The 25,744-nt window shown below is 72.3% G+C and carries 23 protein-coding genes; 19 read left to right on the top strand and 4 right to left on the bottom strand.

All coding sequences use genetic code 11. The features are described 5' to 3' along the window. Window positions 1-990, top strand: a complete 990-nt coding sequence (locus tag AB0J57_RS08345) for a WYL domain-containing protein (RefSeq protein ID WP_366127242.1) — start codon at window positions 1-3, stop codon at window positions 988-990. Here the strand turns inward: AB0J57_RS08345 and AB0J57_RS08340 are convergent. Continuing rightward, window positions 959-1,576, bottom strand: coding sequence for a TetR family transcriptional regulator (locus AB0J57_RS08340; protein WP_366127241.1), 618 nt, complete (start codon window positions 1,574-1,576; stop codon window positions 959-961). The two genes, AB0J57_RS08345 and AB0J57_RS08340, sit on opposite strands and share 32 nt — an antisense overlap. 118 nt (window positions 1,577-1,694) lie before the next feature. Here AB0J57_RS08340 and AB0J57_RS08335 point away from each other — a divergent pair, with 118 nt between their 5' ends. The 3 genes from AB0J57_RS08335 (at window position 1,695) to AB0J57_RS08325 (ending at window position 3,363) form a co-directional block, all read left to right on the top strand. Further along, window positions 1,695-1,841 carry a hypothetical protein gene (locus tag AB0J57_RS08335; protein WP_366127240.1) on the top strand — a complete coding sequence of 49 codons (147 nt, stop codon included), beginning with the start codon at window positions 1,695-1,697 and terminating at the stop codon, window positions 1,839-1,841. A gap of 10 nt (window positions 1,842-1,851) precedes the next feature. After that, window positions 1,852-2,124, top strand: a complete 273-nt coding sequence (locus tag AB0J57_RS08330; protein ID WP_366127239.1) for a DUF4190 domain-containing protein — start codon at window positions 1,852-1,854, stop codon at window positions 2,122-2,124. Between the two features lie 69 nt (window positions 2,125-2,193). Next, complete coding sequence (locus AB0J57_RS08325) at window positions 2,194-3,363, top strand: cysteine desulfurase family protein (RefSeq protein ID WP_366127238.1); 1,170 nt, start codon at window positions 2,194-2,196, stop codon at window positions 3,361-3,363. Here AB0J57_RS08325 and AB0J57_RS08320 read toward each other — a convergent pair. After that, complete coding sequence (locus AB0J57_RS08320; protein WP_366127237.1) at window positions 3,356-4,030, bottom strand: N-acetylmuramoyl-L-alanine amidase; 675 nt, start codon at window positions 4,028-4,030, stop codon at window positions 3,356-3,358. The genes AB0J57_RS08325 and AB0J57_RS08320 overlap by 8 nt on opposite strands. A gap of 60 nt (window positions 4,031-4,090) precedes the next feature. Between AB0J57_RS08320 and mnmA the strand changes: the two genes are divergently transcribed. Then, complete coding sequence (mnmA, locus tag AB0J57_RS08315) at window positions 4,091-5,215, top strand: tRNA 2-thiouridine(34) synthase MnmA (protein ID WP_366127236.1); 1,125 nt, start codon at window positions 4,091-4,093, stop codon at window positions 5,213-5,215. 55 nt (window positions 5,216-5,270) lie between these two features. Here the strand turns inward: mnmA and AB0J57_RS08310 are convergent, their stop codons facing one another. Continuing rightward, complete coding sequence (locus tag AB0J57_RS08310; protein ID WP_366127235.1) at window positions 5,271-5,594, bottom strand: DUF427 domain-containing protein; 324 nt, start codon at window positions 5,592-5,594, stop codon at window positions 5,271-5,273. Window positions 5,595-5,707: 113 nt separating this feature from the next. Between AB0J57_RS08310 and AB0J57_RS08305 the strand changes: the two genes are divergently transcribed. From AB0J57_RS08305 to AB0J57_RS08240, 14 genes are all read left to right on the top strand, one after another. Next, window positions 5,708-6,397: an SDR family oxidoreductase gene (locus AB0J57_RS08305; protein ID WP_366127234.1), complete on the top strand. Its 690-nt coding sequence runs from the start codon at window positions 5,708-5,710 to the stop codon at window positions 6,395-6,397. Beyond that, window positions 6,394-7,398 carry a methionine synthase gene (locus AB0J57_RS08300; protein WP_366127233.1) on the top strand — a complete coding sequence of 335 codons (1,005 nt, stop codon included), beginning with the start codon at window positions 6,394-6,396 and terminating at the stop codon, window positions 7,396-7,398. The genes AB0J57_RS08305 and AB0J57_RS08300 overlap by 4 nt, the downstream gene beginning before the upstream one ends. A 22-nt stretch (window positions 7,399-7,420) precedes the next feature. After that, window positions 7,421-9,604, top strand: a complete 2,184-nt coding sequence (ligA, locus tag AB0J57_RS08295; RefSeq protein ID WP_366127232.1) for an NAD-dependent DNA ligase LigA — start codon at window positions 7,421-7,423, stop codon at window positions 9,602-9,604. A gap of 226 nt (window positions 9,605-9,830) precedes the next feature. Next, the gene (locus tag AB0J57_RS08290) at window positions 9,831-11,939 is read left to right on the top strand and encodes a bifunctional diguanylate cyclase/phosphodiesterase (RefSeq protein ID WP_366127231.1); all 2,109 of its coding nucleotides are present in this window, start codon (window positions 9,831-9,833) and stop codon (window positions 11,937-11,939) included. A gap of 479 nt (window positions 11,940-12,418) precedes the next feature. After that, window positions 12,419-12,715 (top strand): Asp-tRNA(Asn)/Glu-tRNA(Gln) amidotransferase subunit GatC, encoded by a 297-nt coding sequence (gene gatC, locus AB0J57_RS08285; protein ID WP_016642027.1) that lies wholly within the window; start codon window positions 12,419-12,421, stop codon window positions 12,713-12,715. 4 nt (window positions 12,716-12,719) lie between these two features. Further along, window positions 12,720-14,213 (top strand): Asp-tRNA(Asn)/Glu-tRNA(Gln) amidotransferase subunit GatA, encoded by a 1,494-nt coding sequence (gatA, locus tag AB0J57_RS08280; protein ID WP_366127230.1) that lies wholly within the window; start codon window positions 12,720-12,722, stop codon window positions 14,211-14,213. Beyond that, complete coding sequence (locus AB0J57_RS08275; RefSeq protein WP_366127229.1) at window positions 14,210-14,449, top strand: hypothetical protein; 240 nt, start codon at window positions 14,210-14,212, stop codon at window positions 14,447-14,449. Before gatA ends, AB0J57_RS08275 begins: the two co-directional genes overlap by 4 nt. A gap of 16 nt (window positions 14,450-14,465) precedes the next feature. Further along, entirely contained in the window at window positions 14,466-15,977 is a 1,512-nt protein-coding gene (gene gatB / locus AB0J57_RS08270) for an Asp-tRNA(Asn)/Glu-tRNA(Gln) amidotransferase subunit GatB (RefSeq protein WP_366127228.1), read from the top strand. 402 nt (window positions 15,978-16,379) lie between these two features. Beyond that, the gene (locus tag AB0J57_RS08265) at window positions 16,380-18,458 is read left to right on the top strand and encodes a phosphocholine-specific phospholipase C (RefSeq protein ID WP_366127227.1); all 2,079 of its coding nucleotides are present in this window, start codon (window positions 16,380-16,382) and stop codon (window positions 18,456-18,458) included. Between the two features lie 192 nt (window positions 18,459-18,650). Then, complete coding sequence (locus AB0J57_RS08260; RefSeq protein WP_366127226.1) at window positions 18,651-20,951, top strand: MMPL family transporter; 2,301 nt, start codon at window positions 18,651-18,653, stop codon at window positions 20,949-20,951. Between the two features lie 18 nt (window positions 20,952-20,969). After that, window positions 20,970-21,548, top strand: coding sequence for a GNAT family protein (locus AB0J57_RS08255; protein ID WP_366127225.1), 579 nt, complete (start codon window positions 20,970-20,972; stop codon window positions 21,546-21,548). Window positions 21,549-21,583: 35 nt separating this feature from the next. After that, window positions 21,584-22,108 carry a hypothetical protein gene (locus AB0J57_RS08250; RefSeq protein WP_366127224.1) on the top strand — a complete coding sequence of 175 codons (525 nt, stop codon included), beginning with the start codon at window positions 21,584-21,586 and terminating at the stop codon, window positions 22,106-22,108. 128 nt (window positions 22,109-22,236) lie between these two features. After that, a complete protein-coding gene (locus tag AB0J57_RS08245; protein WP_366127223.1) occupies window positions 22,237-22,425 on the top strand; it encodes a hypothetical protein in 189 nt (62 codons plus the stop codon). Window positions 22,426-22,446: 21 nt separating this feature from the next. Beyond that, window positions 22,447-25,539 carry an AAA family ATPase gene (locus AB0J57_RS08240; RefSeq protein WP_366127222.1) on the top strand — a complete coding sequence of 1,031 codons (3,093 nt, stop codon included), beginning with the start codon at window positions 22,447-22,449 and terminating at the stop codon, window positions 25,537-25,539. A gap of 27 nt (window positions 25,540-25,566) precedes the next feature. Here the strand turns inward: AB0J57_RS08240 and AB0J57_RS08235 are convergent, their stop codons facing one another. After that, window positions 25,567-25,731, bottom strand: coding sequence for a DUF6191 domain-containing protein (locus tag AB0J57_RS08235; protein WP_366127221.1), 165 nt, complete (start codon window positions 25,729-25,731; stop codon window positions 25,567-25,569). Between the last annotated feature and the right edge of the window lie 13 nt (window positions 25,732-25,744).

The raw sequence follows: 25,744 nt of genomic DNA, 5'->3' as shown, positions 1-25,744 counted from the left end.
GTGAAGTCCGACCGGCTGCTCTCCATCCTCCTGCTCCTCCAGACGCGGGGCCTCGTCCCCGCCACCGAGCTCGCCGAGCGCCTCGACGTCTCCGTACGCACCATCTACCGGGACGTCGAGGCGCTCTCCGCGTCCGGCGTGCCCGTCTACGCCGAGCGCGGCCGGCACGGCGGCATCGCCCTGCTGCCGGGGTTCCGGACGGACGTCACCGGGCTGACCGCCGACGAGTCGCGCGCCCTGTTCGTGCTCGCCGCCCACGGCACCCACGCCGCGCTGGGGCTCGACCGGGCCCTCGGCTCGGCGCTCCGCAAGGTGATGGCCGCGCTCCCGGAACCGCACCGCCCGGCCGCCGAGTTGACCAGCCGCCGCATCCTCGTCGACCCGGACCGCTGGCTGCGCGGGCCGAGTCCCGCTGTGGAGCTGGACGCCCTGCACGACGCCGTCTTCACGGACCGGCGGCTGCGGCTGCGGTACCGCCACAGTGGTACGGAGGAGGCGCGGACGTACACCGTCGACCCGTACGGGCTCGTGGCGAAGGCGGGTGTCTGGTACCTGGTCGCCGACCACCGCGGCGCACCCCGCCTCTACCGCGCCGACCGGATCCGGCGCGCGACGGTCACCGACCAGCGGGTGCGGCGGCGGGCCGGGGTGGAGCTCGCGGACGTGTGGGAGGTGCTGCGCCGACAGGTGGAGGAGCGCCCGGCGGGGCTGCGCGTACGGGCCAGGGTCCACCTGTCGCGCCTCGACCTCTTCATGCGCCTGCACGGCGGGCTGTTGACGGGCGAGCCGGAACCGGAGCCGGCGGGGGAGTGGGCCCAGGTCGGGCTCGCCTTCCCGGACGTGCCGCACACCCGCGCGCTGCTGGCCTTCGGGGCGAACCTGGAGGTCCTCGACCCGCCCGAGGTGCGCGCCGAACTGGCGCGGCGGGCGGCGCGGGTGCTCGCCCTGTACGCGGACGTCAGTCCAGCCAGTGACGGCGCCCCAGACTGACCAGCCGCAGTTGCCGCCGCGCGGTGCGCGCCACGCGGTCCCAGGCGTCGGGCGGTGTCGCCAGGAACGCCGAGGCGGTCATCACCATGTGGTCGACGTACAGCCCGGCGAGCATGAGCAGGTCGTCCCGCTCCCACCCCGTGCTCTCGGGGTGCCCGGCCAGCTCGTCGGCCACCTCCCGTGCGAACCGGTCGAGTTGGCCGCCGATCGCCTCGCGTACGGGTGCCACGCCTCCGTGCCGTTCGCGGGCGATGAACCGGACGTGGGCGGGGTACTCGCGTACGAGCCCGGCGATCAACTCGACGGTGGCGGCGATCCGTTCGTCGCTGTCGCCAGTCGCCGCGAGGGTCGTGCGGATCGTGCCGTGCAGACTGCCGAGGGCCTCGTCGACGAGGGCGACGCCGAGGTCCGCGGTGTCGCGGAAGTGCCGGTAGAAGGCCGCCGGGGCGACGCCGACCGCGCGGGTCACCTCACGCAGGCCGAGGCTGCTCAGGCTCTGGTCCTCCAGGAGCTGGAGGGCGGCGTCCAGGAGGGCCTGACGGGTTTTCTGTTTCTGGGCCTGCCGGATCCCGGAGGTGTGACTCATGCCATTCAGTAAACAACCGTTCTCCGGACCACTCCAGTGATGGCACTCGCTAGACTGGGTAGTCAGTGAACAACTGTTTTCCAATTCAACCCCACAGAGGACCGAGGGAGGTCATCGGATGTTCTTCATCGTCGCCGCCCTGCTCATGCTGGGTGTCGTCCTCGGGACCGCGGCCCACGTACCGGTCCCGGTCACTCTCGTCGCCGCCGCCGTCATCGGCGCCTGGCTGCTGATCTTCGCCATCCGGGAACGACAGCACCGCTGAGGAGACCGTCATGGAACTCGCCACCTCCACCCCGCGGCGCCGGAGCCGCACGTATGACGCCGACGGAATGGCCGTCGCGGCGTTCGTCCTGGGGCTGGTGGGCCTGCTGGTGATGAACATCCTGCTCGGGCCCATCGCCATCGGCCTCGCCGTCCTCGCACTGCGGCGCGGCACCACCCGCCGTGGGCGGGCCCTGCTCGGCCTCGGTCTCGGCATCGCCGACCTGGCCGTGCTCGCCACGCTGGTCACCCTGGACGGCACGGTCTCCTGGAGCATCGCCTGACGCCGGGTGCCATACGGCCGATACGGTGCTGATACTCCGTCCGCGGGGGGCTCGTAGAATCGTTGCACCATGGCTTACCTCGACCACGCCGCGACCACTCCGATGCTGCCGGAGGCGATCGAGGCGATGACCGCCCAGCTCGCCGTGACGGGCAACGCGTCCTCGCTGCACGCCGCCGGCCGCCGGGCCCGCCGTACCGTCGAGGAGGCCCGCGAGGCCCTCGCCGAGGCCCTGGGCGCACGGCCCAGCGAGGTCGTCCTGACCTCCGGCGGCACCGAGGCGGACAACCTCGCCGTCAAGGGCCTGTACTGGGCGCGCCGGGACGCCGACCCGCGCCGCGTCCGGGTGCTGGCCAGCCCCGTCGAGCACCACGCCGTCCTCGACGCCGTCCACTGGCTCGGCGAGCACGAGGGCGCCACCGTCGAGTACCTGCCCGTCGACCGCTACGGGCGCGTGCACCCCGAGGCGCTCCGGGAGGCCATCGAGCGCGACCCGTCGAACGTCGCCCTCGCCACCGTGATGTGGGCCAACAACGAGATCGGCACCGTCATGCCGGTCGCGGAACTGGCCGCCGTGGCCCGCGAGTTCGACGTACCGCTGCATTCCGACGCCGTCCAGGCCTTCGGCCAGGTCCCGGTCGGCTTCGCCGGCTCCGGCCTCGCCGCCATGACGGTTTCCAGCCACAAGATCGGCGGCCCGTACGGCATCGGGGCGCTGCTGCTGGGCCGCGAGTACAGCCCGGTGCCGGTGCTGCACGGCGGCGGCCAGGAGCGCCACGTCCGCTCCGGCACGCTCGACGTCCCCGCCGTCGCCGCCTTCGCGGTGGCGGGCCGGCTGGCCGCCGAGCGCCGCGAGGAGTACGCCCGCGAGATCGGCGCCCTGCGCGACGAGCTGGTCGAGGCCGTCCGCACGGCCGTCCCGGACGCGATCCTCGGCGGCGACCCGGCCCCGGAGGGGCGCCTGCCCGCCAACGCCCACTTCACCTTCCCCGGCTGCGAGGGCGACTCGCTGCTGCTGCTCCTGGACGCCCAGGGCATCGAGTGCTCCACCGGCTCGGCGTGCACCGCCGGCGTGGCCCAGCCCAGCCACGTCCTGCTGGCCACCGGAACCGACCCGGACCTGGCGCGCGGCACGCTGCGTTTCACGCTCGGCCACACCTCGACGCGCGCCGACGTCGAGGCGGTCGCCAAGGCCATCGGGCCGGCCGTGGAGCGGGCCCGGACGGCGGGCCTCAGCTAGCGGTCGGCCTCGCGGCCGTCCGCGGCGCCCGGGAGGCGTCCCGGACCAGCTTCATGTACCGGTCCCAGTCCCAGTGCGGCCCCGGATCGGTGTGGTCGGTCCCCTCCACCTCCACATGGCCGATGATGTGCTCCCGGTCCACCGGAATGCCGTACCGGGCGCATATCCCGGCCGTCAGCTTGGCGGACGACGCGTACATGGCGTCCGTGAAGTCCTGCGGCCGGTCCACGAACCCCTCGTGCTCGATGCCGATGCTCCGCTCGTTCATGTCCCGGTTGCCCGCGTGGAACGCCACGTCCAGCTCGCGGATCATCTGCGCGACGTGCCCGTCCTTGCGGACGACGTAATGCGTCGCCGCACCGTGCTCCGGGTCCTTGAACACCTTCAGGGCGGTCGGGAAGTCGCCCTGGACGACATGGATGACGACCCGGTCGATGGTGAAGTCGTCCGGCCGGTCGGCGTACCGCCAGTTCGCCCGCGACGCCGCCGTCCACTGCGCGCCCGGATGGTCCAGCGCACCCTCGACGCGGTCCTTCTCCACCCCCGGCACCCGGTACCAGGCCCGCCGCAGCTCGTCCCGGGCCAGCACCGCGGCGCCGACGACGGCCGCCCCACCGCCGATCAGCACCGCGCGACGGCCGACCGTCCCCCGCTTTTTCCCGTCCATGTGATCGTCAACGCCTACGCACGTGAGCATGGTTCCCGGGGCCCGTACCCTGGTAGGGCTATGACTCAGACTCCCCAGCGCCCCCTCCGTGTGCTCGCCGCCATGTCGGGCGGCGTGGACTCCGCCGTCGCCGCCGCCCGCGCCGCCGAAGCCGGCCACGACGTCACCGGGGTGCACCTCGCCCTGTCCGCGAACCCACAGTCCTTCCGTACCGGCGCCCGTGGCTGCTGCACGATCGAGGACTCGCGCGACGCCCGCCGCGCGGCCGACGTGATCGGCATCCCCTTCTACGTCTGGGACCTGGCCGAGCGGTTCCGCGAGGACGTCGTGGACGACTTCATCGCCGAGTACGAGGCCGGTCGCACCCCCAACCCGTGCCTGCGCTGCAACGAGAAGATCAAGTTCGCGGCGCTGCTGGACAAGGCCCTGGCGCTGGGCTTCGACGCGGTCTGCACCGGCCACTACGCGACGATCGTGACCCGCGAGGACGGCACCCGCGAGCTCCACCGGGCCTCCGACATGGCCAAGGACCAGTCGTACGTCCTCGGCGTCCTGGACGAGAAGCAGCTCGCCCACGCGATGTTCCCGCTGGGCGACACCCTCACCACCAAGGACGAGATCCGCGCGGAGGCGGAGCGGCGGGGCCTGGCCGTGGCCAAGAAGCCCGACAGCCACGACATCTGCTTCATCGCCGACGGCGACACCCAGGGCTTCCTCGCCTCCCACCTGGGGACGATGGAGGGCGACATCGTCGACGAGTCCGGCGCCAAGGTCGGCACCCACGAGGGCGCCTACGGCTTCACCATCGGCCAGCGCAAGGGACTCCGCATCGGCCACCCCGCCCCGGACGGCAAGCCCCGGTACGTCCTGGACATCTCGCCGGTGAACAACACCGTGACGGTGGGCCCCGCCGAGGCCCTCGACGTCACCGCCCTGACCGCCATCAAGCCCCGCTGGTGCGGCACGCCCCCCTCCGGCCCCGGCACCTACACCGCCCAGCTCCGCGCCCACGGCGGCGAGACCCCGGTCACGGCCACCGTCGTCGGCGACGAACTGCACGTCACCTTCACCGACCCCGTCCGCGGCGTCGCCCCCGGCCAGGCGATCGTCCTCTACGACGACACCCGCGTCGTCGGCTCGGCGACCATCGCGGCGACGACCCGGCGGGCGTCGGTCTCGGCCTGACCCCGTCCCGGTCCGGCTCCGTTCAGTCCAACTCCGCCAGGAAGCTCGCTCGCCGTCACACCACCTCTGTTTCGTAGAAACAGAGGTGGTCCTTGATCGCGGCGACGTCGGGCTTGGGGTCGGGGTACGCCCATGCCGCGTCCTTCGCGCCCGGCAGCGACCAGTAGGACGCGGTGCCCTTGAACGGGCAGTACGTGTGGGTCTCCGAGGGGGACAGGAGGTCCATCCGTACGTCCGTCACCGGCAGGTAGTACCGCACGGGGTAGCCCGTCTCGCGCAGTAGGAGGGGACGGCGGCTCTCCGCGACCACCTGTCCGTCGTGGACGACGCGTACGAGGTCGGTGCCCTGCTCGATGGTGATGCGGTGTCCTGTCGTCATGGCCGGTTCAACAGCCGTGCCGGGCGCCGGATTCCCCGTACCGCTGCCCCTGACCGGCCTGGAGGAGAGCGCCGGGATCCGGTAGACGCCGTCCGGATGCGAGCATGGCCCGTATGGCTACACACATGATCACCGGGGCGGGCTCCGGCATCGGCGCGGCCGTCGCCCGCCGCCTGCACGAGCGGGGCGACGACCTGGTCCTGCTGGCCCGTGACGCCGGGCGCGCCAAGGAACTGGCCGACACCTACCCGGGTGCCCGCACGCTCGTCGGCGACCTCGCCAACCCCGACCGGCTCTCCTGGGCCTTCTCCCACCAGACCCTCCCCGACCGGCTCGACTCGCTGCTGCACATCGCGGGCGTCGTCGACCTCGGACGGGTCGGCGACCTCACCACCAAGGCCTGGCGCAGTCAGCTGGAGGTCAACCTCATCGCGCCCGCCGAGCTGACCCGGCTGCTCCTGCCGCAACTGCGGGTGTCCCAGGGGCACGTCGTTTTCGTCAACTCCGGCGCCGGTCTGAACGCGCACGCCGAATGGTCCGCGTACGCGGCCTCCAAGCACGGCCTCAAGGCGCTGGCCGACTCGCTGCGCCAGGAGGAGCACGGCAACGGCGTACGCGTCACGTCCGTCTACCCGGGCCGCACGGCCAGCCCCATGCAGGCCAAGGTGCACCAGCAGGAGGGCAAGGAGTACGACGCCTCGCGCTGGATCGACCCCGAGTCGGTCGCCACGACGATCCTGATGGCCATCGATCTGCCGCGCGACGCGGAGATCAACGACGTGACGGTGCGGCCGGGACGATGACCGACAGCGACGACTTCAGTTGGGGCCCGGCCACCGGGGTCGGGTCCATGCCCGGCGGCGACGCGCGCGAGGCCGCCAGGACCGTCACCGGGACCTTCGAGGACTTCCCGCACCTCGCCGAGCTGCCCGCGCGCGGGCCGGGCGCCGACATGATCGGGCGGACGATCGGGCTGCTCGTCGAGATGTACGCGCACGTCGAGCCGAGCGGCTGGCGGGTCAGCGACCGGCCGGGCCGGGACACCCGGCGGGCCAGGTCCTGGATGGGCGAGGACCTCGACGCCCTGGAGGAGTTCACGCAGGGGTACGAGGGCCTGCTGAAGGTCCAGGCCGTGGGGCCGTGGACGCTGGCCGCCGCCCTGGAGCTGCGGGGCGGCGAGGCCGCGCTCGGCGACCCCGGGGCCTGCCGGGACCTGGCGGCCTCGCTGGCGGAAGGGCTGCGCGCCCACCTCGCTGAGGTGCGGCGCCGGGTGCCGGGCGCGCGCGTGGCGCTCCAGCTCGACGAGCCGTCCCTCACCGCCGTGCTGCGCGGGCAGGTGCAGACCGCGAGCGGCTACCGCACCTACCGGGCGGTGGACCGGCAGGTCGTGGAGAGCGCGCTGCGGGACGTCATGGCCGTGAACGACGGGCCGGTGGTCGTGCACTCGTGCGCCCCGGACGTGCCGTTCGCGCTGCTGCGGCGGGCCGGCGCGGCGGGCATCTCGTTCGATTTCGGGCTGCTCACCGAGCGTGACGAGGAGTCGATCGGGGAGGCGGTCGAGGGCGGCACGAAGCTCTTCGCGGGCGTCGTGGGGTCCACCGACGGCCCATTGTCAGACCCTGCCGGTAGCGTCATGGGTGTCAGGACGCTGTGGCGCAGGCTGGGGCTGAATCCGGGGACTCTGGCGGAGTCGCTCGTGGTCACCCCGTCGTGCGGGCTGGCGGGCGCCTCGCCCGCGTACGCCCGCGCCGCGCTCGCCCACTGCGTCAAGGCGGCGAGATCGCTCGCGGACAACCCTGAGTGACGTCAGTAACGGAGGAATGACGGTGGCTGTCGAACAGCACGATGTCGTGCCGGCGGAGGCACGGGACAAGCACGCGCAGCTTGCCGAGCAGGTCGAGGAGCACCGCTTCCGGTACTACGTGAAGGACCAGCCGGTCATCAGCGACGCCGAGTTCGACCGACTGCTGCGTTCCCTGGAGGCGTTGGAGGAGGAGTATCCGGAGCTCCGGACGCCCGACTCGCCGACGCAGAAGGTCGCCGGGTCGTACGAGACGGAGTTCACAGCCGTCCAGCACCGCGAGCGGATGCTGTCGCTGGACAATGCCTTCGACGACGAGGAGCTGGCCGCCTGGGCGGACCGCGTCGCCAAGGAGGTCGGCACCTCGGCGTACCACTTCCTGTGCGAGCTCAAGGTCGACGGCCTCGCCGTCAACCTGACCTACGAGAAGGGCCGCCTCACGCGCGCGGCCACGCGCGGCGACGGCCGCACGGGCGAGGACATCACGCCGAACATCCGCACCATCTCGGACGTGCCCGACCGGCTGAAGGGCGACCGTATCCCGGACCTGGTGGAGATCCGGGGTGAGGTCTACTTCCCGATGGAGAAGTTCGAGGAGCTCAACGCCCGCTTGGTGGAGGCCGGTGACAAGCCGTTCGCCAACCCGCGCAACGCGGCGGCCGGTTCCCTGCGCCAGAAGGACCCCAAGGTCACCGCCACGCGCCCGCTGCACATGGTGGTGCACGGCATCGGCGCGCGTGAGGGCCTGGAGATCACCCGGCTGTCGGAGGCGTACGGGCTGCTGCGCGAGTGGGGCCTGCCGACCGCCCGGCACAACAAGGTGGTCGACGACATCGACGGCGTACGGGAGTTCATCACGTACTTCGGCGACAACCGGCACTCGGTGGAGCACGAGATCGACGGCGTGGTCGTCAAGCTCGACGAGATCCCGCTCCAGGGCCGGCTCGGCTCCACCTCGCGGGCGCCGCGCTGGGCCATCGCCTGGAAGTACGCGCCGGAGGAGGTCAACACCAAGCTGGTCAACATCCGGGTGGGGGTGGGCCGGACGGGCCGGGTGACGCCGTACGCGCAGGTGGAGCCGGTCACGGTCGCGGGCTCGGAGGTCGAGTTCGCCACCCTGCACAACCAGGACGTCGTGAAGGCCAAGGGCGTCCTCATCGGGGACACGGTGGTGCTGCGCAAGGCCGGTGACGTCATCCCGGAGATCCTCGGGCCCGTGGCGGACCTGCGGGACGGTACGGAGCGGGAGTTCGTGATGCCGGCCGAGTGCCCCGAGTGCGGGACGCCGCTGCGGCCGATGAAGGAGGGCGACGTCGACCTGCGTTGCCCGAACAGCCGTACGTGCCCCGCGCAGTTGCGTGAGCGCCTCTTCTACCTCGCCGGCCGCAAGTGCCTCGACATCGAGAACTTCGGCTATGTGGCGGCGGCCGCGCTGACCAAGCCCCTGGAGCCGGCCGAGCCACCGCTGGTGGACGAGGGCGACCTGTTCGACCTCACCATCGAGCGACTGCTGCCCATCAAGGCGTACGTCCTGGACCAGGACAGCGGTCTGCCCAAGCGTGACCCCAAGACGGGTGAGGAGAAGATCGCCACGGTCTTCGCCAACCAGCAGGGCGAGCCGCGCAAGAACGCCCTGGCCATGCTGGAGAACATCGCGGCGGCCAAGCAGCGCCCGCTGGCCCGGATCATCACCGGTCTTTCGATCCGTCACGTCGGGCCGGTCGCGGCGGAGGCGCTGGCCCGCGAGTTCCGCTCGATCGACCGCATCGAGCAGGCGAGCGAGGAGGAGCTGGCGGCCGTCGAGGGCGTGGGCCCGACCATCGCGGCGTCCCTGAAGCAGTGGTTCGAGGAGGACTGGCACCGGGAGATCCTGCGCAAGTGGCGGGCGGCCGGCGTGCGGATGGAGGAGGAGAGCACGGGTGAGGACGAAGGGCCGCGCCCGCTGGAGGGGTTGACGGTCGTCGTCACCGGCACCCTCCAGAACTACACCAGGGATGGCGCAAAAGAGTCCCTCCAGAGCCGCGGAGCGAAAGTGACCGGTTCCGTTTCCAAGAAGACCGCCTTCGTTGTTGTGGGTGACAACCCCGGCTCCAAGTACGACAAGGCGATGCAGTTGAAGGTTCCGGTTCTGGACGAGGACGGCTTCCAAGTCCTGCTCGAACAGGGTCCGGACGCGGCGCGCGAGGTGGCGGTTCCGCTCGAACAGTAGGCCGGGAATCGGTGTCCGGAGGTCACCCGTTCGGCGCATACCAGATGGATAAGGGTGGCCGGGCCGCATTCGGGCAAGAGCTGTAGAGCGCTGCCCGTCGAAGCCTTCCGCGGCCTACTGTTGAGACGGCGCATGTCGTGCACGGCCGCAGGGTGGATTCCGGCCGTGGCGGCATGACAACGGGCCATCGCGAGGCAACGGCACCGCCGGCTGTGAGAGGGACGGAATGAAACCGACCGAGAGTGCCGCCCCGGTCTCACGGCCGCGTGCGTACGCGGCCAGCACGGGCATCGCATCCAGGCTCCGGACCGTCGTCGTGGCCGTCGCCGCCTTCGTCCTCCTGGCCGGGCTGTACGGCGCCGTGAGCGGCGGCCACGCGCTCTTCCCCGGCTCCACGGCGGGCTGGTCGCTCGCCGTGCTCACCGGCATCATCGTCGGCCACCTGGTCGCGCTCGGCCGCGACCGGTGGTGGGGCGGCACCGGCTCCGGCGCCGCGCTCACCATCGCCGTCCTGCTGCTGTACGGGTGGGTGCCCGCCGGACTGGTCAGCCTCGCCGTCGTCGTCCTGGTCGGCGCGGCGCGGCGGCACCGCTGGCGGCAGGGCCTGCTGCACGGCGCGGCCGACATCCTCGGCATCGGGGCGGCGGCACTGGTCCTCGCCGCGTTCGGGGACGTACCGACGGTCGAACGGCCGTGGCGGCCACTCGAATGGGGTATCGAGGCGGTGCCGGAACTGGCGCTGGCGGCCACCGCGTACCTGGTGGTGACCCGGCTGCTGCTGTGGTACACGCTGGCCCCGCAGAGCGGCGGCCTGCCCACGGCCGCCCGTACCGCGCTGCTGCGGCAGGGACTGGTGGCGGTCGCGCTGCTGGGCATCGCGCCGCTGATCTGTGTCGTCGCGGTCTCCCTGCCGGTGGTGCTGCCGCTGTTCGCCGTGCCGCTGATCGCCCTGGACTCCACGCTCTGGATCGCCCGTGCGCGGGCGGAGGAACAACTGCGCGACCCGCTCACCGGGCTGCCGAACCGTCAGTGGCTGCTGGAGCGGACCTGGACCGCGCTGGAGGAGGCGGAGGGCGAGGGCGTCAGGGCGGCGCTCGTGCTGATCGACCTCGATCGTTTCCGGTCGGTCAACGACACGCTCGGTCACTTGGCGGGCGACCGGCTGCTGCTCCAGATCGCCGACCGGCTGCGGCTCGCACTCCCGCGCGGGGCGGAGGCGGCGCGGCTGGGCGGCGACGAGTTCGCCGTACTGCTGCCGACCGCCGACTCCACGACGAGCGCCCAGCGGGTGGCGCGGCAGCTCGCCGCCGAGCTGTCCTCGCCACTCGACCTCGACGGGCTCACGCTGGTCCTGGAGGCCAGCGCGGGCGTCGCCGTCTTCCCCGACCACGCGCTGGACGCCGAAGGGCTCCTCCAGCGCGCCGACGTGGCGATGTACCAGGCGAAGCGGGACCGCACGGGCGTCGAGGTGTACGAGTCGAAACGCGACTCCAACACCCCCGACCGGCTCGGTCTCCTCGGCGACCTGCGGCGCGCCCTGGACGCCGGCGACGTCGAGCTCCACTACCAGCCGAAGGTCCGCTTCGACGGACACGTCGCCGGGCTGGAGGCGCTGGTGCGCTGGGTGCACCCGGAGCGGGGGAAGGTCCCGCCCGACGAGTTCATCGCCATCGCCGAGTCCTCCGGACTGATGCCGCACCTCACGGAGTACGTCCTGGAGACCGCGCTCGGCCAGGTCGCCAAGTGGCGCGCCCAGGGTCTGAACGTCCCCGTCGCCGTGAACGTCTCCCCGCGCGACGTCCACACCCCCGGCTTCGCGGGCGCCGTCGCCGCACGGCTCGCCCGGCACGGGGTCCCGGCGGGCGCGCTCCAGCTCGAGATAACGGAGCACGTCCTGCTGGAGGACCCGCAGCGCGCCGCCGACACCCTGGCGGGGCTCACGGGCCACGGCGTGAAGATGTCCCTCGACGACTTCGGCACCGGGTACTCGTCCCTGGTCCACCTGCGGCGGCTCCCGGTGAGCGAGCTCAAGATCGACCGCTCGTTCGTGGCGCGCCTCGCGGTCGACAACGAGGACGCCGAGATCGTCCGGTGCACCGTCGACCTGGCGCACTCGCTGGGACTGCTGGTGGTCGCGGAGGGCGTCGAGGACGACGAGACCTGGGAGCGGCTGCGGGACCTGGGCTGCGACGCGGTACAGGGCTGGCTGGTCGCCGCGGCGATGCCGCCGGCGGAGACGACGGCCTGGCTCCGCGCCCGCGGCGAAGCCGGCTGGCACCGCCCGCCCCGCGAACTGCCGCCCGCGCCCCAGGACGCGGACCAGGTGGTCCAGTAACGCGCTGCCCCGCCCGGCGGGCTCCCCCCCCGTTGTGGGCAGTCGTCCCGCAGGGCGATGGGGGTTCCCCCTGCTCGAGCGAAGCCGAGAGCTTGGGGGAGGGTGGGCACAACGGGACGGGGCGGTGCCTTTGCCCGGTGCCCCCTGGGGCGGTGCCTGTTCCCGGTGACCCGGGTGCGGGCCCGGTGGGCGGTGCGGTCGCTGCCCGTGGGTGGGGGGCGGGGCCCCTCCGGGCTCGCCTCCTCGAGGCCGGCGGCCTTGGGTCACGCGCAAGGGAGCCCCGGCTTCGCCGCCAACCTCTGCGGGGGCGACCCTGCACGGCCCCGCCCGGCCGCACGCCGGCTTCGGGTCGGTGGATGGTGGGCACGGCCCCGCCCCGGACGCCCGCGCGGGGGCCTCGGGCAACCGTTTAACGGGTAGAGGGCCCGGCCCCATAGGATTGGGCCAAAACCATCACACTCACCCCTGAGGATCGCTGCATGCCTGGCATCACGCGCGAGGAGGTCGCCCACCTCGCCCGGCTGGCACGTCTGGAGCTGAAGGACGAAGAGCTCGACCACTTCGCCGGACAGCTCGACGACATCATCGGCGCGGTCGCCCGCGTCTCCGAGGTCGCCGATCAAGACGTACCCCCGACCTCCCACCCGCTGCCGCTGACCAATGTCATGCGCGCGGACGAGGTCCGTCCGTCGCTCACCCCCGAGCAGGCGCTTTCCGGCGCCCCGGCCCAGGAGCAGCAGCGTTTCAAGGTGCCGCAGATCCTGGGGGAGGACTAAGAACATGACGGACATCATCAGGCTCACCGCCGCCGAGATCGCCGAGAAGATCGCGTCCGGCGAGCTCACCGCCGTCGAGGTGACCGAGGCCCACCTGGCCCGGATCGACGCCGTCGACGAGAAGGTGCACGCCTTCCTGCACGTCGACCGTGAGGGCGCGCTGGCTCAGGCGCGTGCCGTCGACGAGAAGCGGGAGCGGGGCGAGAAGCTCGGCCCGCTGGCGGGTGTGCCGCTCGCGCTCAAGGACATCTTCACCACCCAGGACATGCCGACGACCGTCGGTTCGAAGATCCTGGAGGGCTGGATCCCGCCGTACGACGCGACCGTGACCAAGAAGCTCAAGGACGCGGACGTCGTCATCATCGGCAAGACCAACATGGACGAGTTCGCCATGGGGTCGTCGACGGAGAACAGCGCGTACGGGCCCACCGGCAACCCCTGGGACCTGACCAAGATCCCCGGCGGCTCGGGCGGTGGCTCCAGCGCGGCGCTGGCGTCGTACGAGGCGCCGCTGGCCATCGGTACCGACACCGGCGGCTCCATCCGGCAGCCCGCCGCCGTCACCGGCACGGTCGGCGTCAAGCCGACGTACGGCGGTGTGTCCCGGTACGGCATGGTCGCGTTCTCCAGCAGCCTCGACCAGGGCGGACCGTGTGCGCGGACCGTGCTGGACGCGGCGCTGCTCCACGAGGTCATCGCCGGGCACGACCCGTTGGACTCGACGTCCATCGACGCGCCCGTACCGCCGGTCGTCGAGGCCGCGCGCAACGGCTCCGTGCGGGGCATGCGGGTGGGCGTCGTCAAGCAGTTCCGCGGCGAGGGCTACCAGGCCGGTGTGCTCCAGCGGTTCGACGAGTCGGTCGAGCTGCTGAAGGAGCTGGGCGCCGAGGTCGTCGAGCTGGACTGCCCGTCCTTCGACCTGGCGCTGTCGGCGTACTACTTGATCGCGCCGTCGGAGTGCTCCTCCAACCTCGCCCGGTTCGACGGCCTGCGCTACGGCCTGCGGGTCGGCGACGACGGTACGAAGTCGGCCGAGGACGTCACCGCCCTCACGCGTGAGGCCGGGTTCGGCGACGAGGTCAAGCGCCGCATCATGCTCGGTACGTACGCGCTCAGCTCCGGCTACTACGACGCGTACTACGGCAGCGCGCAGAAGGTCCGGACGCTGATCACCCGGGACTTCGAGAAGGCCTTCGAGCAGGTCGACGTGATCGTCTCGCCGACGACGCCGACCACGGCCTTCCCGATCGGCGAGCGCGCCGACGACCCGATGGCGATGTACCTCGCCGACCTGTGCACCATCCCGACCAACCTGGCCGGCAACGCCGCCATGTCGCTGCCCTGCGGTCTGGCGCCGGAGGACAATCTCCCGGTCGGTCTGCAGATCATCGCCCCCGCCATGAAGGACGACCGCCTCTACAAGGTCGGCGCGGCCGTCGAGGCGGCCTTCGTGGCACGCTGGGGCCACCCGCTGCTGGAGGAGGCTCCGTCGCTGTGAGCGCACTGACCAAGGCCAAGGGCTTCAAGAAGTCGAAGGCCGGTACGTATCTGTCCATCGGCACCACCGCGTTCGGCGCGCTGAGCGTGGTCAAGCAGGTCCGCAAGGCGCGTGGCGAGAGCGACACGCTTCTGCTGATCGACGCCGCCGTGTCGGCCGCCGCCATCGTGACGGGCCTCGCCATTCTGGTGCGTGAACTGAAGCGCATCGGCGACGACGACGTCCTGTTCAGTTGAGAGGGAAAGTTTCACCGTGACCGTCATCACTGAACTGGTGTCGTACGAGGACGCCCTCGCCGCCTACGACCCCGTCATGGGGCTCGAGGTGCACGTCGAGCTCGGCACCAGGACCAAGATGTTCTGCGGCTGCTCCACCGAGCTGGGCGCCGAGCCCAACTCGCAGACCTGCCCCACCTGCCTCGGCATGCCGGGCTCGCTCCCGGTCGTCAACGCGGTCGGCGTCGAGTCCGCCATCAAGATCGGCCTCGCGCTCAACTGCGAGATCGCCGAATGGTGCCGCTTCGCCCGGAAGAACTACTTCTATCCGGACATGCCGAAGAACTTCCAGACCTCGCAGTACGACGAGCCGATCGCCTTCAACGGCTACCTGGACGTCCAGCTCGAGGACGGCGAGGTCTTCCGCGTGGAGATCGAGCGCGCCCACATGGAGGAGGACACCGGCAAGTCCACGCACGTGGGTGGCGCGACCGGCCGTATCCACGGCGCCTCGCACTCGCTGCTGGACTACAACCGCGCCGGCATCCCGCTGATCGAGATCGTCACCAAGCCGATCGTCGGCGCCGGCGAGCGTGCCCCCGAGGTCGCCAAGGCGTACGTCGCCGAGCTGCGCGAGCTCATCAAGGCGCTCGGCGTCTCCGAGGCCCGCATGGAGATGGGCCAGATGCGCTGCGACGTGAACCTGTCGCTGCGCCCCAAGGGCGTGGAGAAGTTCGGTACGCGCTCGGAGACGAAGAACGTCAACTCGCTGCGGTCCGTCGAGCGGGCCGTGCGGTTCGAGATCAGCCGCCACGCGGGCGTGCTGAACGCGGGCGGCACGGTCATCCAGGAGACCCGCCACTTCCACGAGGACGACGGCTCCACGACGTCCGGCCGGGTCAAGGAGGAGGCCGAGGACTACCGGTACTTCCCGGAGCCCGACCTCGTACCCGTGGCCCCGTCCCGCGAGTGGGTGGAGCAGCTCCGCAAGGAGCTGCCGGAGCTGCCGCGCGTGCGCCGCAACCGGCTGCGCGAGGAGTGGGGCGTCTCCGAGCACGACATGCAGTCCATCCTCAACGCGGGCGCCGTCGACCTGATCGTCGCCACGACCGAGGCGGGCGCCCCGGCCGACCAGGCCCGCAAGTGGTGGATGGGCGAACTGGCCCGTAACGCCAACGAGTCGGGTACGTCGCTCGACGCGCTTCCCATCACCCCGGCACAGGTCGCCCGGGTGACCCAGCTCGTCGCGTCCGGCGACCTCAACGACAAGCTGGCCCGCCAGGTCATCGAGGGCGTGCTGAACGGCGAGGGCGACCCCGACACCGTCGTCGAGAAGCGCGGCCTGAAGGTCGTCTCCGACGAGGGCGCGCTGGGCGCGGCCGTGGACGAGGCGATCGCCGCCAACGCCGCCATCGCGGACAAGATCCGCGGCGGCAAGGTCGCGGCGGCCGGCGCCCTGGTCGGCGCCGTCATGAAGGCCACCCGTGGCCAGGCGGACGCGGCCCGCGTGCGCGAGCTCATCCTGGAGAAGCTCGGCGTCGAAGGCTGACACCGGCTCCGCAGGCGCCACTCGGCCCCCGTACGCAGGACATCCTGGGTACGGGGGCCGAGTCGTGGCACGGGGGCCCCGCCACCGGGGGGAGGGGTGTGGCGGGGCCTGGTGCCGTCCCGTGGGGGGAGCGTTGGTGCTTCTGCCCCCGGCTTCGCGGCTCATGCGCACCTGGCGTGTTGTGGCCATGGCGGTTTCCGGCAAAGCGGGGTGCAGTCGGGCGAAACGCTTGGATTCTTTGGTCCATGCCTTGGACATTCACGCCACTGTCGTCGCCAGGTCTTCCCGTCGACACCCGCCCTCACTACCGTCCCGGCCGTACCACTCAATGGATCAAGGGCGAACCATTGAGCCGTCGACGGGAGGTCGAGCTTGTCACCGGACAATTCGAAGCAGCAGGACATGTCGCGCCGAAGGATGCTCGCGCTGGGTGGCGGTGCCCTCGGCGCCGCCGCGGCCGGGTCGCTGCTGCCGCCCTCGCTGCGGGCGGCGATGGCCGCCGCTCCGCCCTCCGGCGGGCTGCGGGCGGTCAGGCACGTGGTGATCCTGATGCAGGAGAACCGTTCCTTCGACCATTACTTCGGCACCCTGCGCGGCGTTCGCGGCTTCGGTGACCGCAACGCCGTCGAACTGCCCTCGGGCAAGCCGGTGTTCGAGCAGCCCGGACCGCTCGGCCGTACCGTGCTGCCCTTCCCCATCCGCGACGCCGCCGAGACGCAGAAGAAGGACCTCCAGTACATCGGCGACCTCGACCACTCCTGGGGCGGCGGCGCCAAGGCGTGGCGCGACGGGTGGATGGACGGCTGGGTCTCCGCCAAGACGGCCGCGACGATGGCGTACTACGACCGCCGTGACATCCCGCTCCACTACGAGCTCGCGGACACGTTCACGATCTGCGACGCCTACCACTCCTCCATCCACACCTCGACGAGCCCCAACCGCAACCACCTGTGGAGCGGTTGGACGGGGTACGAGGCCGACGGCTCCCGTGCCGTGACCAACGCCGCGTACGCGGAGGGCAGCCACCCCGGCTACCCGTGGCCGACGTACGCCGAGCGCCTGGAGAAGGCGGGCCGGAGCTGGAAGACGTACACGGAGTGGGAGAACTTCACCGACAACAACATCGAGTTCTTCACCACCTTCAAGAAGATCGCCCGCAAGGCGCTGGCCAAGACCGGCGGCCACACCTACATGGAGTCCTTCTACGCGGCCGTCCGCGACACCGACGACGCCGCCGAGCGGGCCCGGCTCCTCGCCGCGCTGGAGGAGGGCGTCGCCACGCTCACCGCCCAGGAGCGCTCCCTCTTCGAGCGCGGGCTGCGCCGGGTGGAGACCGGCACCCTCGCGGACGCCTTCCGGGCGGACGTCGCCGCCGGGACGCTGCCGGAGGTCTCCTACCTCGTGCCCTCCGCGATCGACTCCGAGCACCCCGGCTCCTCGTCCCCGATCGCCTCCGCCACCCTCGTCTACAAGGTGCTGGACGCCCTCGGCTCCCACCCGGACGTCTGGCGGCACACCGTCGTACTGATCAACTACGACGAGAACGACGGCTTCTTCGACCACGTCCCGCCGCCCGTGCCGCCCGCGGACAACACCGACGAGCGGTACAAGGGACTGCCGACGGGGCTCGGCATCCGGGTGCCGCTGCTGGTCGTGTCGCCGTGGACGGTGGGCGGTTACGTCTGCTCCGAGGTCTTCGACCACACCTCGGTGATCCGCTTCCTGGAGAAGTGGACCGGGATCGAGGAGCCCAACATCACGCCGTGGCGGCGCCAGGTCACCGGCGACCTGACGTCGGCGTTCGACTTCCGGCGCGGCCGCCCGCAGCCGGAGGTGGAGCGGCCGGGCGCCATTCCGCCGTTCACCGGCCGCTGGCGCCCGCAGCCGCCGATGGTGCAGCACATGCCCGCCCAGGAGCCCGGCACGCGCCCCGCGCGGCCCCTGCCGTACCAGCCGGACGCGCACGGGCGCCTCCGGGACGGCGCCCTGGAGGTCACGCTGAGCAACACCGGCAGGGCGAGCGCGCACCTCGCGCTGTATCCGTACGCCGGGGAGTTCCCGGTGCCGCAGCACCGCGATGTAAGGGGCACGGCGCAATGGAGGGTGCCCCTTACCCGGGAGGCGTACCGCTTCACGATCACCGGCCCGAACGGCTTCCGCCGCGAGTTCGCCGGCAAGGCGGCGGGCGGCGCCGAGGTCACCTCGCGCATCGATCCGCACGAGCGCGACCTGCACCTCACCCTGGCCGCCACCGGTGACGCCCCGGTCACCTTCACCGTCCGCCCCCTCGGCTACGTCGACGAGGCCGACCTCGACGGCTGGACCCGGCAGGTCACCGTGAAGGCCGGCCGCAGCCGTACGGTCGTCCACTCCGCCGCCGACGCGCACGGCTGGTACGACGTCGAGATCACCGGCCCCGACGGCTTCCGGCGCAGGCTGATGGGCCACATCGAGAACGGCCGCGCGAGCGTCTCCGGCTGAGCCCGCCCATGGGTGCGTGGCAGCCCGAGCCCTTTGGCCCGGGCTTCCACGCACCGTCGCGCTCGGGCTGTGAGTATCGCCACGAAACGGACAATCGATCTCTTTAGGCTGCCAGAGTGGCGGTACGTAGGTCATGCGTTCTTTACGGGCAATCCCCGATAGAGACCTCGAACCACTCAGGGAGTACACCCGTTGGCAGCCCTCGCCCGATGGTGCATCACGCACCGCCTCGCCGCCGTCCTGCTCTGGCTCTGTGCCTTGGTCGGTGTCACGGCGGCCGCCGGGATCGCCGGCTCCGCGTACTCCAACGACTACGAGGTCCCCGGCACCGAGTCCGGACGCGCCGCAGCGCTCCTCGAGGACGGCTTCCGGGGCCAGGGCGGTGACGGCGACACCATCGTCTGGCACACCACCAAGGGCAGCGTCCGCGCGGCCGCCGTCGAGGACCGCATGACCGCCATGCTCGACGACGTCGCCGAGCTGCCCGGCGTCGCCGCCGTGACCGGCCCGTACGACACGCTTCCCGACGCCCCAGCCGCCCAGGGCTCCCAGGCCCCCAAGGGCGCCCCGGCCGACGCCCACACCGCCGCGGGCGCCGCCACCCAGGACTTCGCGCCCGGGCAGATCAGCCAGGACGGCCGCACCGCCTACGCCACGGTCGCCTTCGACCGGCCCGCCGACGAGCTCCCGCCCGCGCAGATCCAGGCCGTCGTCGACGCCGCCCGCGCGGCCGCGAGCGACGGCGTCCAGGTGGAGCTCGGCGGCAGCGCCGTCGCGGTCACCGAGGCCCCGGCCTCCCACACCGCCGAGATCGTCGGCGTGGCCGTCGCCGCCGTGGTCCTCTTCCTCGCCTTCGGCTCCCTCGCCGCCAGCCTCCTGCCGATCGCCACCGCCCTCGTCAGCGTCGGCACCGCCTACGCGGGCATCGGCCTGCTCGGCCACGTCATGACGGTCGCCGACTTCGCCCCCATGCTGGGCATGCTCATCGGCCTCGGCGTCGGCATCGACTACGCGCTGTTCATCGTCACCAGGCACCGCAAGGGCCTCAAACGCGGCCTCCCGGTCGCCGAAGCGGCCCAGAACGCCGTCGCCACCACCGGCCGGGCCGTCGTCTTCGCCGGCGCCACGGTCTGCATCGCCCTGCTGGGCATGCTGATACTGCGGCTCGGCTTCCTCAACGGCGTCGCCATCGCGGCCTGCCTCACCGTCGTCCTCACCGTCGCCGCGTCCGTGACGCTGCTGCCCGCGCTGCTGTCGTTCATCGGCATGCGCGCCCTGTCGCGCCGCGAGCGCGCCCGGCTCGTCGAGCACGGCCCGGAACCCGAGCTGCCGACCGGGTTCGCCGCCCGCTGGTCGGCGTTCGTCGAGCGCCACCCCAAACTGCTGGGCGCCGTCGCGGCCGTCGTCATGCTGGTCCTCGCCCTGCCCACGCTCGGCCTCCACCTCGGCACCTCCGACCAGGGCAACAACCCGGCCGCCACGACCACCCGCAAGGCCTACGACCTGCTCGCCGACGGCTTCGGCCCCGGCGTCAACGGCCCCCTCACGCTCGTCGCCGAGCTCGACGGCGCCGACGACCGGGTCGCCCTCGCCGCGCTCCCCGACGCCCTGCGCGCCACCAACGGCGTCGAAACGGTCAGCCCGGTCACGTACAGCGGCAGCGGCAACACGGCCGTCCTCACCGTCGTACCGGAGTCCGCGCCGCAGTCCCAAGCGACCAGCGACCTCGTCGACCGGCTGCGCGACGACGTGCTGCCGACCGCCGAGCACGGCACCTCCCTGGACGTGTACGTCGGCGGCGTCACCGCCGGCTACGACGACTTCGCCCAGGTCATCATCGGCAAGCTGCCGCTCTTCGTGGGCGTCGTCATCGCCCTGGGCTGCCTGCTGCTCCTGCTCGCCTTCCGCTCGATCGGCATCCCGCTCAAGGCCGCCCTGATGAACGTGGCCGCCGTCGCCTCCGCCTTCGGGGTCGTCGTCGCGATCTTCCAGTGGGGCATGGGCAGCGAACTGCTCGGCCTCGGCCGGGCCGGGCCCATCGAACCCTTCCTGCCGGTGATCATGGTGTCCGTGCTCTTCGGGCTCTCCATGGACTACCAGGTCTTCCTGGTCAGCCGGATGTACGAGGAGTGGCTGGAGACCGGTGACAACCGGCGGGCCGTACGGGTCGGCCTCGCCGAGACGAGCCGGGTGATCAACTCCGCCGCCGTCATCATGATCGCCGTCTTCCTCGCGTTCGTCCTCTCCGGGGACCGGGTCATCGCGATGTTCGGCATCGGACTGGCGGCCGCCGTCGCCCTGGACGCGTTCGTCCTCCGCACGCTCCTGGTCCCCGCCCTGATGCACATGCTCGGCGGCGCCAACTGGTGGCTGCCCGCGTGGCTCGACCGCATCCTGCCGCGCATCAGCATCGAAAACCCCGAGTCCCGCGATTCCGACCGTGCGAAGATCCCCTGGCAGCGCTCGAGCGACGACGGACAGCTCGTGCCATAGCCGAGGAGGGCCACGACGGTGTTCGCGATATCCCTGGGTGACGACGGAGCCGAACTGCGGCCGCTGGAGCCGTGGCAGGCAGCGGAGTTCCTGGCCCACATGGACCGGGGCAGGGAGTACATCGGACGGTACGTCGCCCTTCCGACCGTCTGCACGGACCTGCCCTCGGCGCGCGCCTTCCTCCAGTCGTACGCCGACAAGGCGGCCGCCGACACGGGCCGCGTCTTCGGTATCCGGCTGGACGGCACCCTGGTCGGCGGGGTCCTCCTGCGGGTCATGGACACCGCCGCCGGCACCTGCGAGGCGGGCTGCTGGCTGGAGCCCTCGGCGTCCGGCCGGGGCCTGGTCACGCGCGCGGTCCGCGTCCTGATCGACTGGGCGGTGAACGAGCGCGGCATGCACCGCGTCGAGTGGCAGGTCTCCTCGGCGAACACCGCGAGTATCAACGTCGCCAAGCGGCTCGGCATGACCAAGGACGGCGTCCTCCGCGAGAGCTACCCCTACCGGGGCGTACGGCACGACATGGAGGTCTGGTCCGTGCTCGCCCCGGAGTGGCGCGAGGCACGCCAGGGGACGCGTGATCAAGAGGCACGTTAAGGGGCCTCTCAGAAACGGCACCTAGCGTGCCGCGCATGAACCCCACGACGACGAAGACCGACACCGACACCACGCCCGGGACCACCCCCGACACGGCCGCCGACCACCAGGACCACCAGCCCGAGTACGACGACGAGCACGCCGCCGAGTTCGAGCAGGAGGCGCCGGAGCCCGCCGAGCAGGCCACCGGCCTCGCCGCAGCGGCGGCGGCCGTCGTGGCCACGGCGCTCGGGATCGCCTCCCTCACCGGCACCTGGATGGGCCGCGTCGCCTCCGAGCGCGAGACGCTGATGGGCCAGATCGCCACCGCCCAGGGCGGCTCTCCCACCCAGCAGATCGCCGAGATCTACGGGGACGCCTGGCACACCACCGCCCTCGTCAACGGCCTGTTCGCCGTCGTCGCCCTGATCACCGGCCTCATCGTGCTCACCCGCCCCCAGCGCCCCCTGTGGATCCGGGCGATGGCCCTGGCCGGAGCCGTACTGGGCGGGCTGGGGCTGATCCTGTCCGCCGGCATGTACGCCGACCTGTTCCTGGCCCTGCCCACCACCGGCTCCTGAGGCGTCCTTACGCGCGTCTAAGGACCCCCGCCCGCCCAAGATGCGGCAGTCTCCCGATGTGGCCGACCCCCCTGGGGCGCGAGAGTTGAGGCACCAAGAAACGCCCCGACACCACCACGGAGACCACGATGTTCACGTACGAACTCCAGCACGCCGCCCGTCACGCCGACCTCGTCCGCGAGGCCGAGGCACGGCGGCTGGCGAACCTCGCGCGGGCCGCCCGCAAGGCCGACCGCGCCCTTGCCCGCCGTTCCGGCCACCAAGCCCCCGGAGGGCGGGTGAATACCGACCCCGACCGCTTCGCGACAGCGGCCTGACGGACGGGCGGGGCCCGCGCCATGGCCGTCGTGCCGATATCCGGTGCCGCGTTGTCACAGGGCTGTGCGATGCTCGGCGACGTGGAGAACAGGTCCGTCAGTCCCGTCTTCGTCGGCAGAGCCGGTGAGTTGACGGCACTCACCGAGGCGCTCTCCCGCGCCACCGCGGGAGAGCCGCAGGCGTTGCTCGTCGGCGGCGAGGCGGGCGTCGGCAAGACGCGCCTGCTGGAGGAGTTCCTCGGCGAGGCGTGCGCCCAGGGCGCCGTCGTCGCCGTCGGCGGCTGCGTCGAGATCGGCGCGGACGGGCTGCCGTTCGCGCCGTTCTCCACCGCCCTGCGCTCCTTGCGCCGCACGCTGCCCGACGAGCTCGCCGCCGCCGCGGAGGGCCAGGAGGGCGAACTGGCCAGGCTCCTGCCCGAGCTGGGCGACGCGGCCGGCCCGGAACCGTACAACGAGGACAGCACCGCCCGGCTCTTCGAGCTGACCGTCCGCCTCCTGGAGCGCATCGCCACCGACCGCACGGTCGTCCTTGCCCTGGAGGACCTGCACTGGGCCGACACCTCCACCCGCCACCTGCTCGCCTACCTCTTCCGCACCGTCACCCGCGGCCGGCTCGTGGTCGTCGCCACCTACCGCGCCGACGACATCCACCGCCGCCACCCGCTGCGGCCCCTGCTCGCCGAGCTGGACCGGCTGCGCACCGTCCGCCGGATCGAACTGCCCCGGTTCACCCGCACCGAGGTCCACCGCCAGCTCACCGGCATCCTGGCCGCCGAGCCCGCCGCCGCCCTCGTCGACGACATCTTCCGCCGCTCCGACGGCAATGCCTTCTTCGTCGAGGAGCTCGTCGTCTGCCAGGAAAGCGGCTGTGAGCCCGGCGGGCTCAGCGAGTCCCTCCGCGACCTGCTCCTCGTGCGCGTGGAGCAGCTCTCCGAGGACGCCCAGAAGGTCGCCAGGATCGTCGCCGAAGGCGGCTCCACGGTGGAGTACGGCCTGCTCGCCGCCGTCGCCCGGCTGCCCGAGGACGACCTCATCGAGGCGCTGCGCGCCGCCGTCAACGCCAACATCCTGCTCGCCGTGCCCGACGGCGAGGGCTACCGCTTCCGCCACTCCCTGGTGCGCGAGGCCGTCAGCGACGACCTGCTGCCCGGCGAGCGCTCCCGCCTCAACCGGCGGTACGCCGAAGCGCTGGAGGCCGACTGCGGTCTCGTACGGGCCGACGAGCGGACCACCCGGCTCGCCAGCTACTGGTACCACGCGCACGACGCCGCCAAGGCGCTGCCCGTCGTGCTCCGGGCCGCCGTGGAGGCCCGCAAGCGCCACGCGCACGCCGAGCAACTGCGCCTGCTGGAGCGGGCCATGGAGCTGTGGGACGACGTGCCCGAGGACGTCCGCGCGTCCCTTCGGCCCATCGACTACGCCGAGGCGTACCCGGCGTGCGGCTGCCCCGACACCACCCCCTTGAGCTACCTCGACCTGCTGGCCGAGGCGGCCGTCGCCGCGCGGCTGTGCGGCGAGCGCGAACGGGCCCTGAAGATCGTCAAGCGCGCTCTGCGGCTCCTCGACGACGACACCGACCCCGCCATGGCCTCCGGCGGCAAGGACCCCCAGCGCGCCGCCTGGTTCTGGACCGAGCGTTCCCGGCTCATGTCGAACCTCGGCCGGGGCGACGGATGGCCCGAGATCGCCACCGCGCAGGAGCTGGTGCGCGGCCTGCCGCCGTCCGCCGTCCACGCGAAGGTCCTCGCCGTGGCAGCCGGCTGGGGCATGCTCCACGCCCCCGGCCTGGAGAGCCTCGCCGCGGCCGAACGGGCCGTCGAGTACGCCCGTCTGGTCAAGGCCGAGCCGGTCGAGCTCAACGCCCGCCTCACCCTGGGCGGTCTGATGGTCGACGCGGGCGACATCGAGGCCGGTCTCGCGGAGATGCACGCGGTCCTCGACCGCGCCCGCGAGCTGTGCGTGCGCAACGAGGCCGGACGCGCCTACGTCAACATCCCCTCCTGCCTGGAGGCCGTCGGGCGCTCCCGGGAGGCGGTCCGGATCGCCCAGGAGGGACTGGCGTTCTCCCGCGAGTGCGGTCTGCGGGACAACGAGGGCTGGGTGCTGAACAACCTCGTCGAGTCACAGATATCGCTGGGCCACTGGGACGAGGCGAGCGAGGGCGCGCACCGGCTCCAGCGCATCGCCTACAGCACCAAGCCACGCGCCGGGGCGCACCTGAGGCGCGCCCAGCTCGCCTGGCTCCGCGGTGAACTGTCCGTCTCCGCCGAGCACTTGGCGCTCTCCAGGGACACCTACGGCAAGCACGACCCGATGCTCCAGTACCTGCTGCCGCTGGCCGAGATCGAGCTGGGCGTCGCGGCGGCGCAGGGGCGCATCGCCGACGTACGGGCCGGACTGGCCGAGGCGGCACAGGGCGGCTTCCCGATCGGCAGCCAGCGGTACGCCTGGCCGCTGCTGCTCACCGCGGCCACGGCCGAGGCGGAGGCGCGCGGGCTGCCCGCGGCGGAGGAGGGCCGCGCCGAGTCCCTGGCGCTGATCCGCTCCTACGCGAAGCGGCTGGCCACCCCGGTCCCGGTGTGGCAGGCGTACGCGCTGTTCGTCGCCGCCGAGCTGGCCCGCGCCGAGGGCCGCGACGACGCCGACCGCTGGGCGGAGGTCGTGGTCGCCCTGGGCGCGCTGGAGCGCCCCTACGAGCTGGCCCGCGCCCGGCACCGCTGGGCGGACGCGCTGCTCGCCCGGGGCGGCAACCGCGACCGGTCCGCCGAGCTGGTGCGCGAGGCGCACCTCGTCGCGGTCCACCTGGGCGCCCGGCCCCTGCGCGAGGACCTGGAACTGCTCGCGGCCCGCGCCCGCCTGTCCCTCGCGGCCCCGCGGGCCGCCGAGCCGGAACCGGACGACGAGGGCTTCGGCCTCACGCCCCGCGAACAGGATGTGCTGCGCCTGGTCGCGGTGGGGCGCACCAACCGTCAGATAGCCGAGGAGCTGTTCATCTCCCCGAAGACGGCGAGCGTGCACGTGTCCAACATCCTCGCCAAGCTCGGCGTCTCGGGCCGTGGCGAAGCCGCCGCCCTGGCCCACCGCCTCCGCCTCCTGCCCGAGGTCCCGGCCTGACCCCTGCCCGGCCGGGAAGCGGCGGGGTCAGGAACCCTCCGGCGCGCGGGGTGCGCGGATGGTGACCGTGCCCGACGCGAGGTCTATGGGGCCGCGCGCCGGGTCGTTGTCGCCGAGGTCCTCCCGGGTCAGTTCGAGGCGCTGACGCTCGTCGTCGGTGTGCTTGCGGCCCGGCGCGAAGAGCTGTTCCATCAGGTTGAACACT

It is taken from the genome of Streptomyces sp. NPDC049837 (assembly GCF_040674455.1).
Taxonomy (GTDB): domain Bacteria; phylum Actinomycetota; class Actinomycetes; order Streptomycetales; family Streptomycetaceae; genus Streptomyces.
The sequence above is the reverse complement of the archived record's forward strand: the minus strand, read 5'-3'. Positions and strand labels throughout refer to the sequence as shown.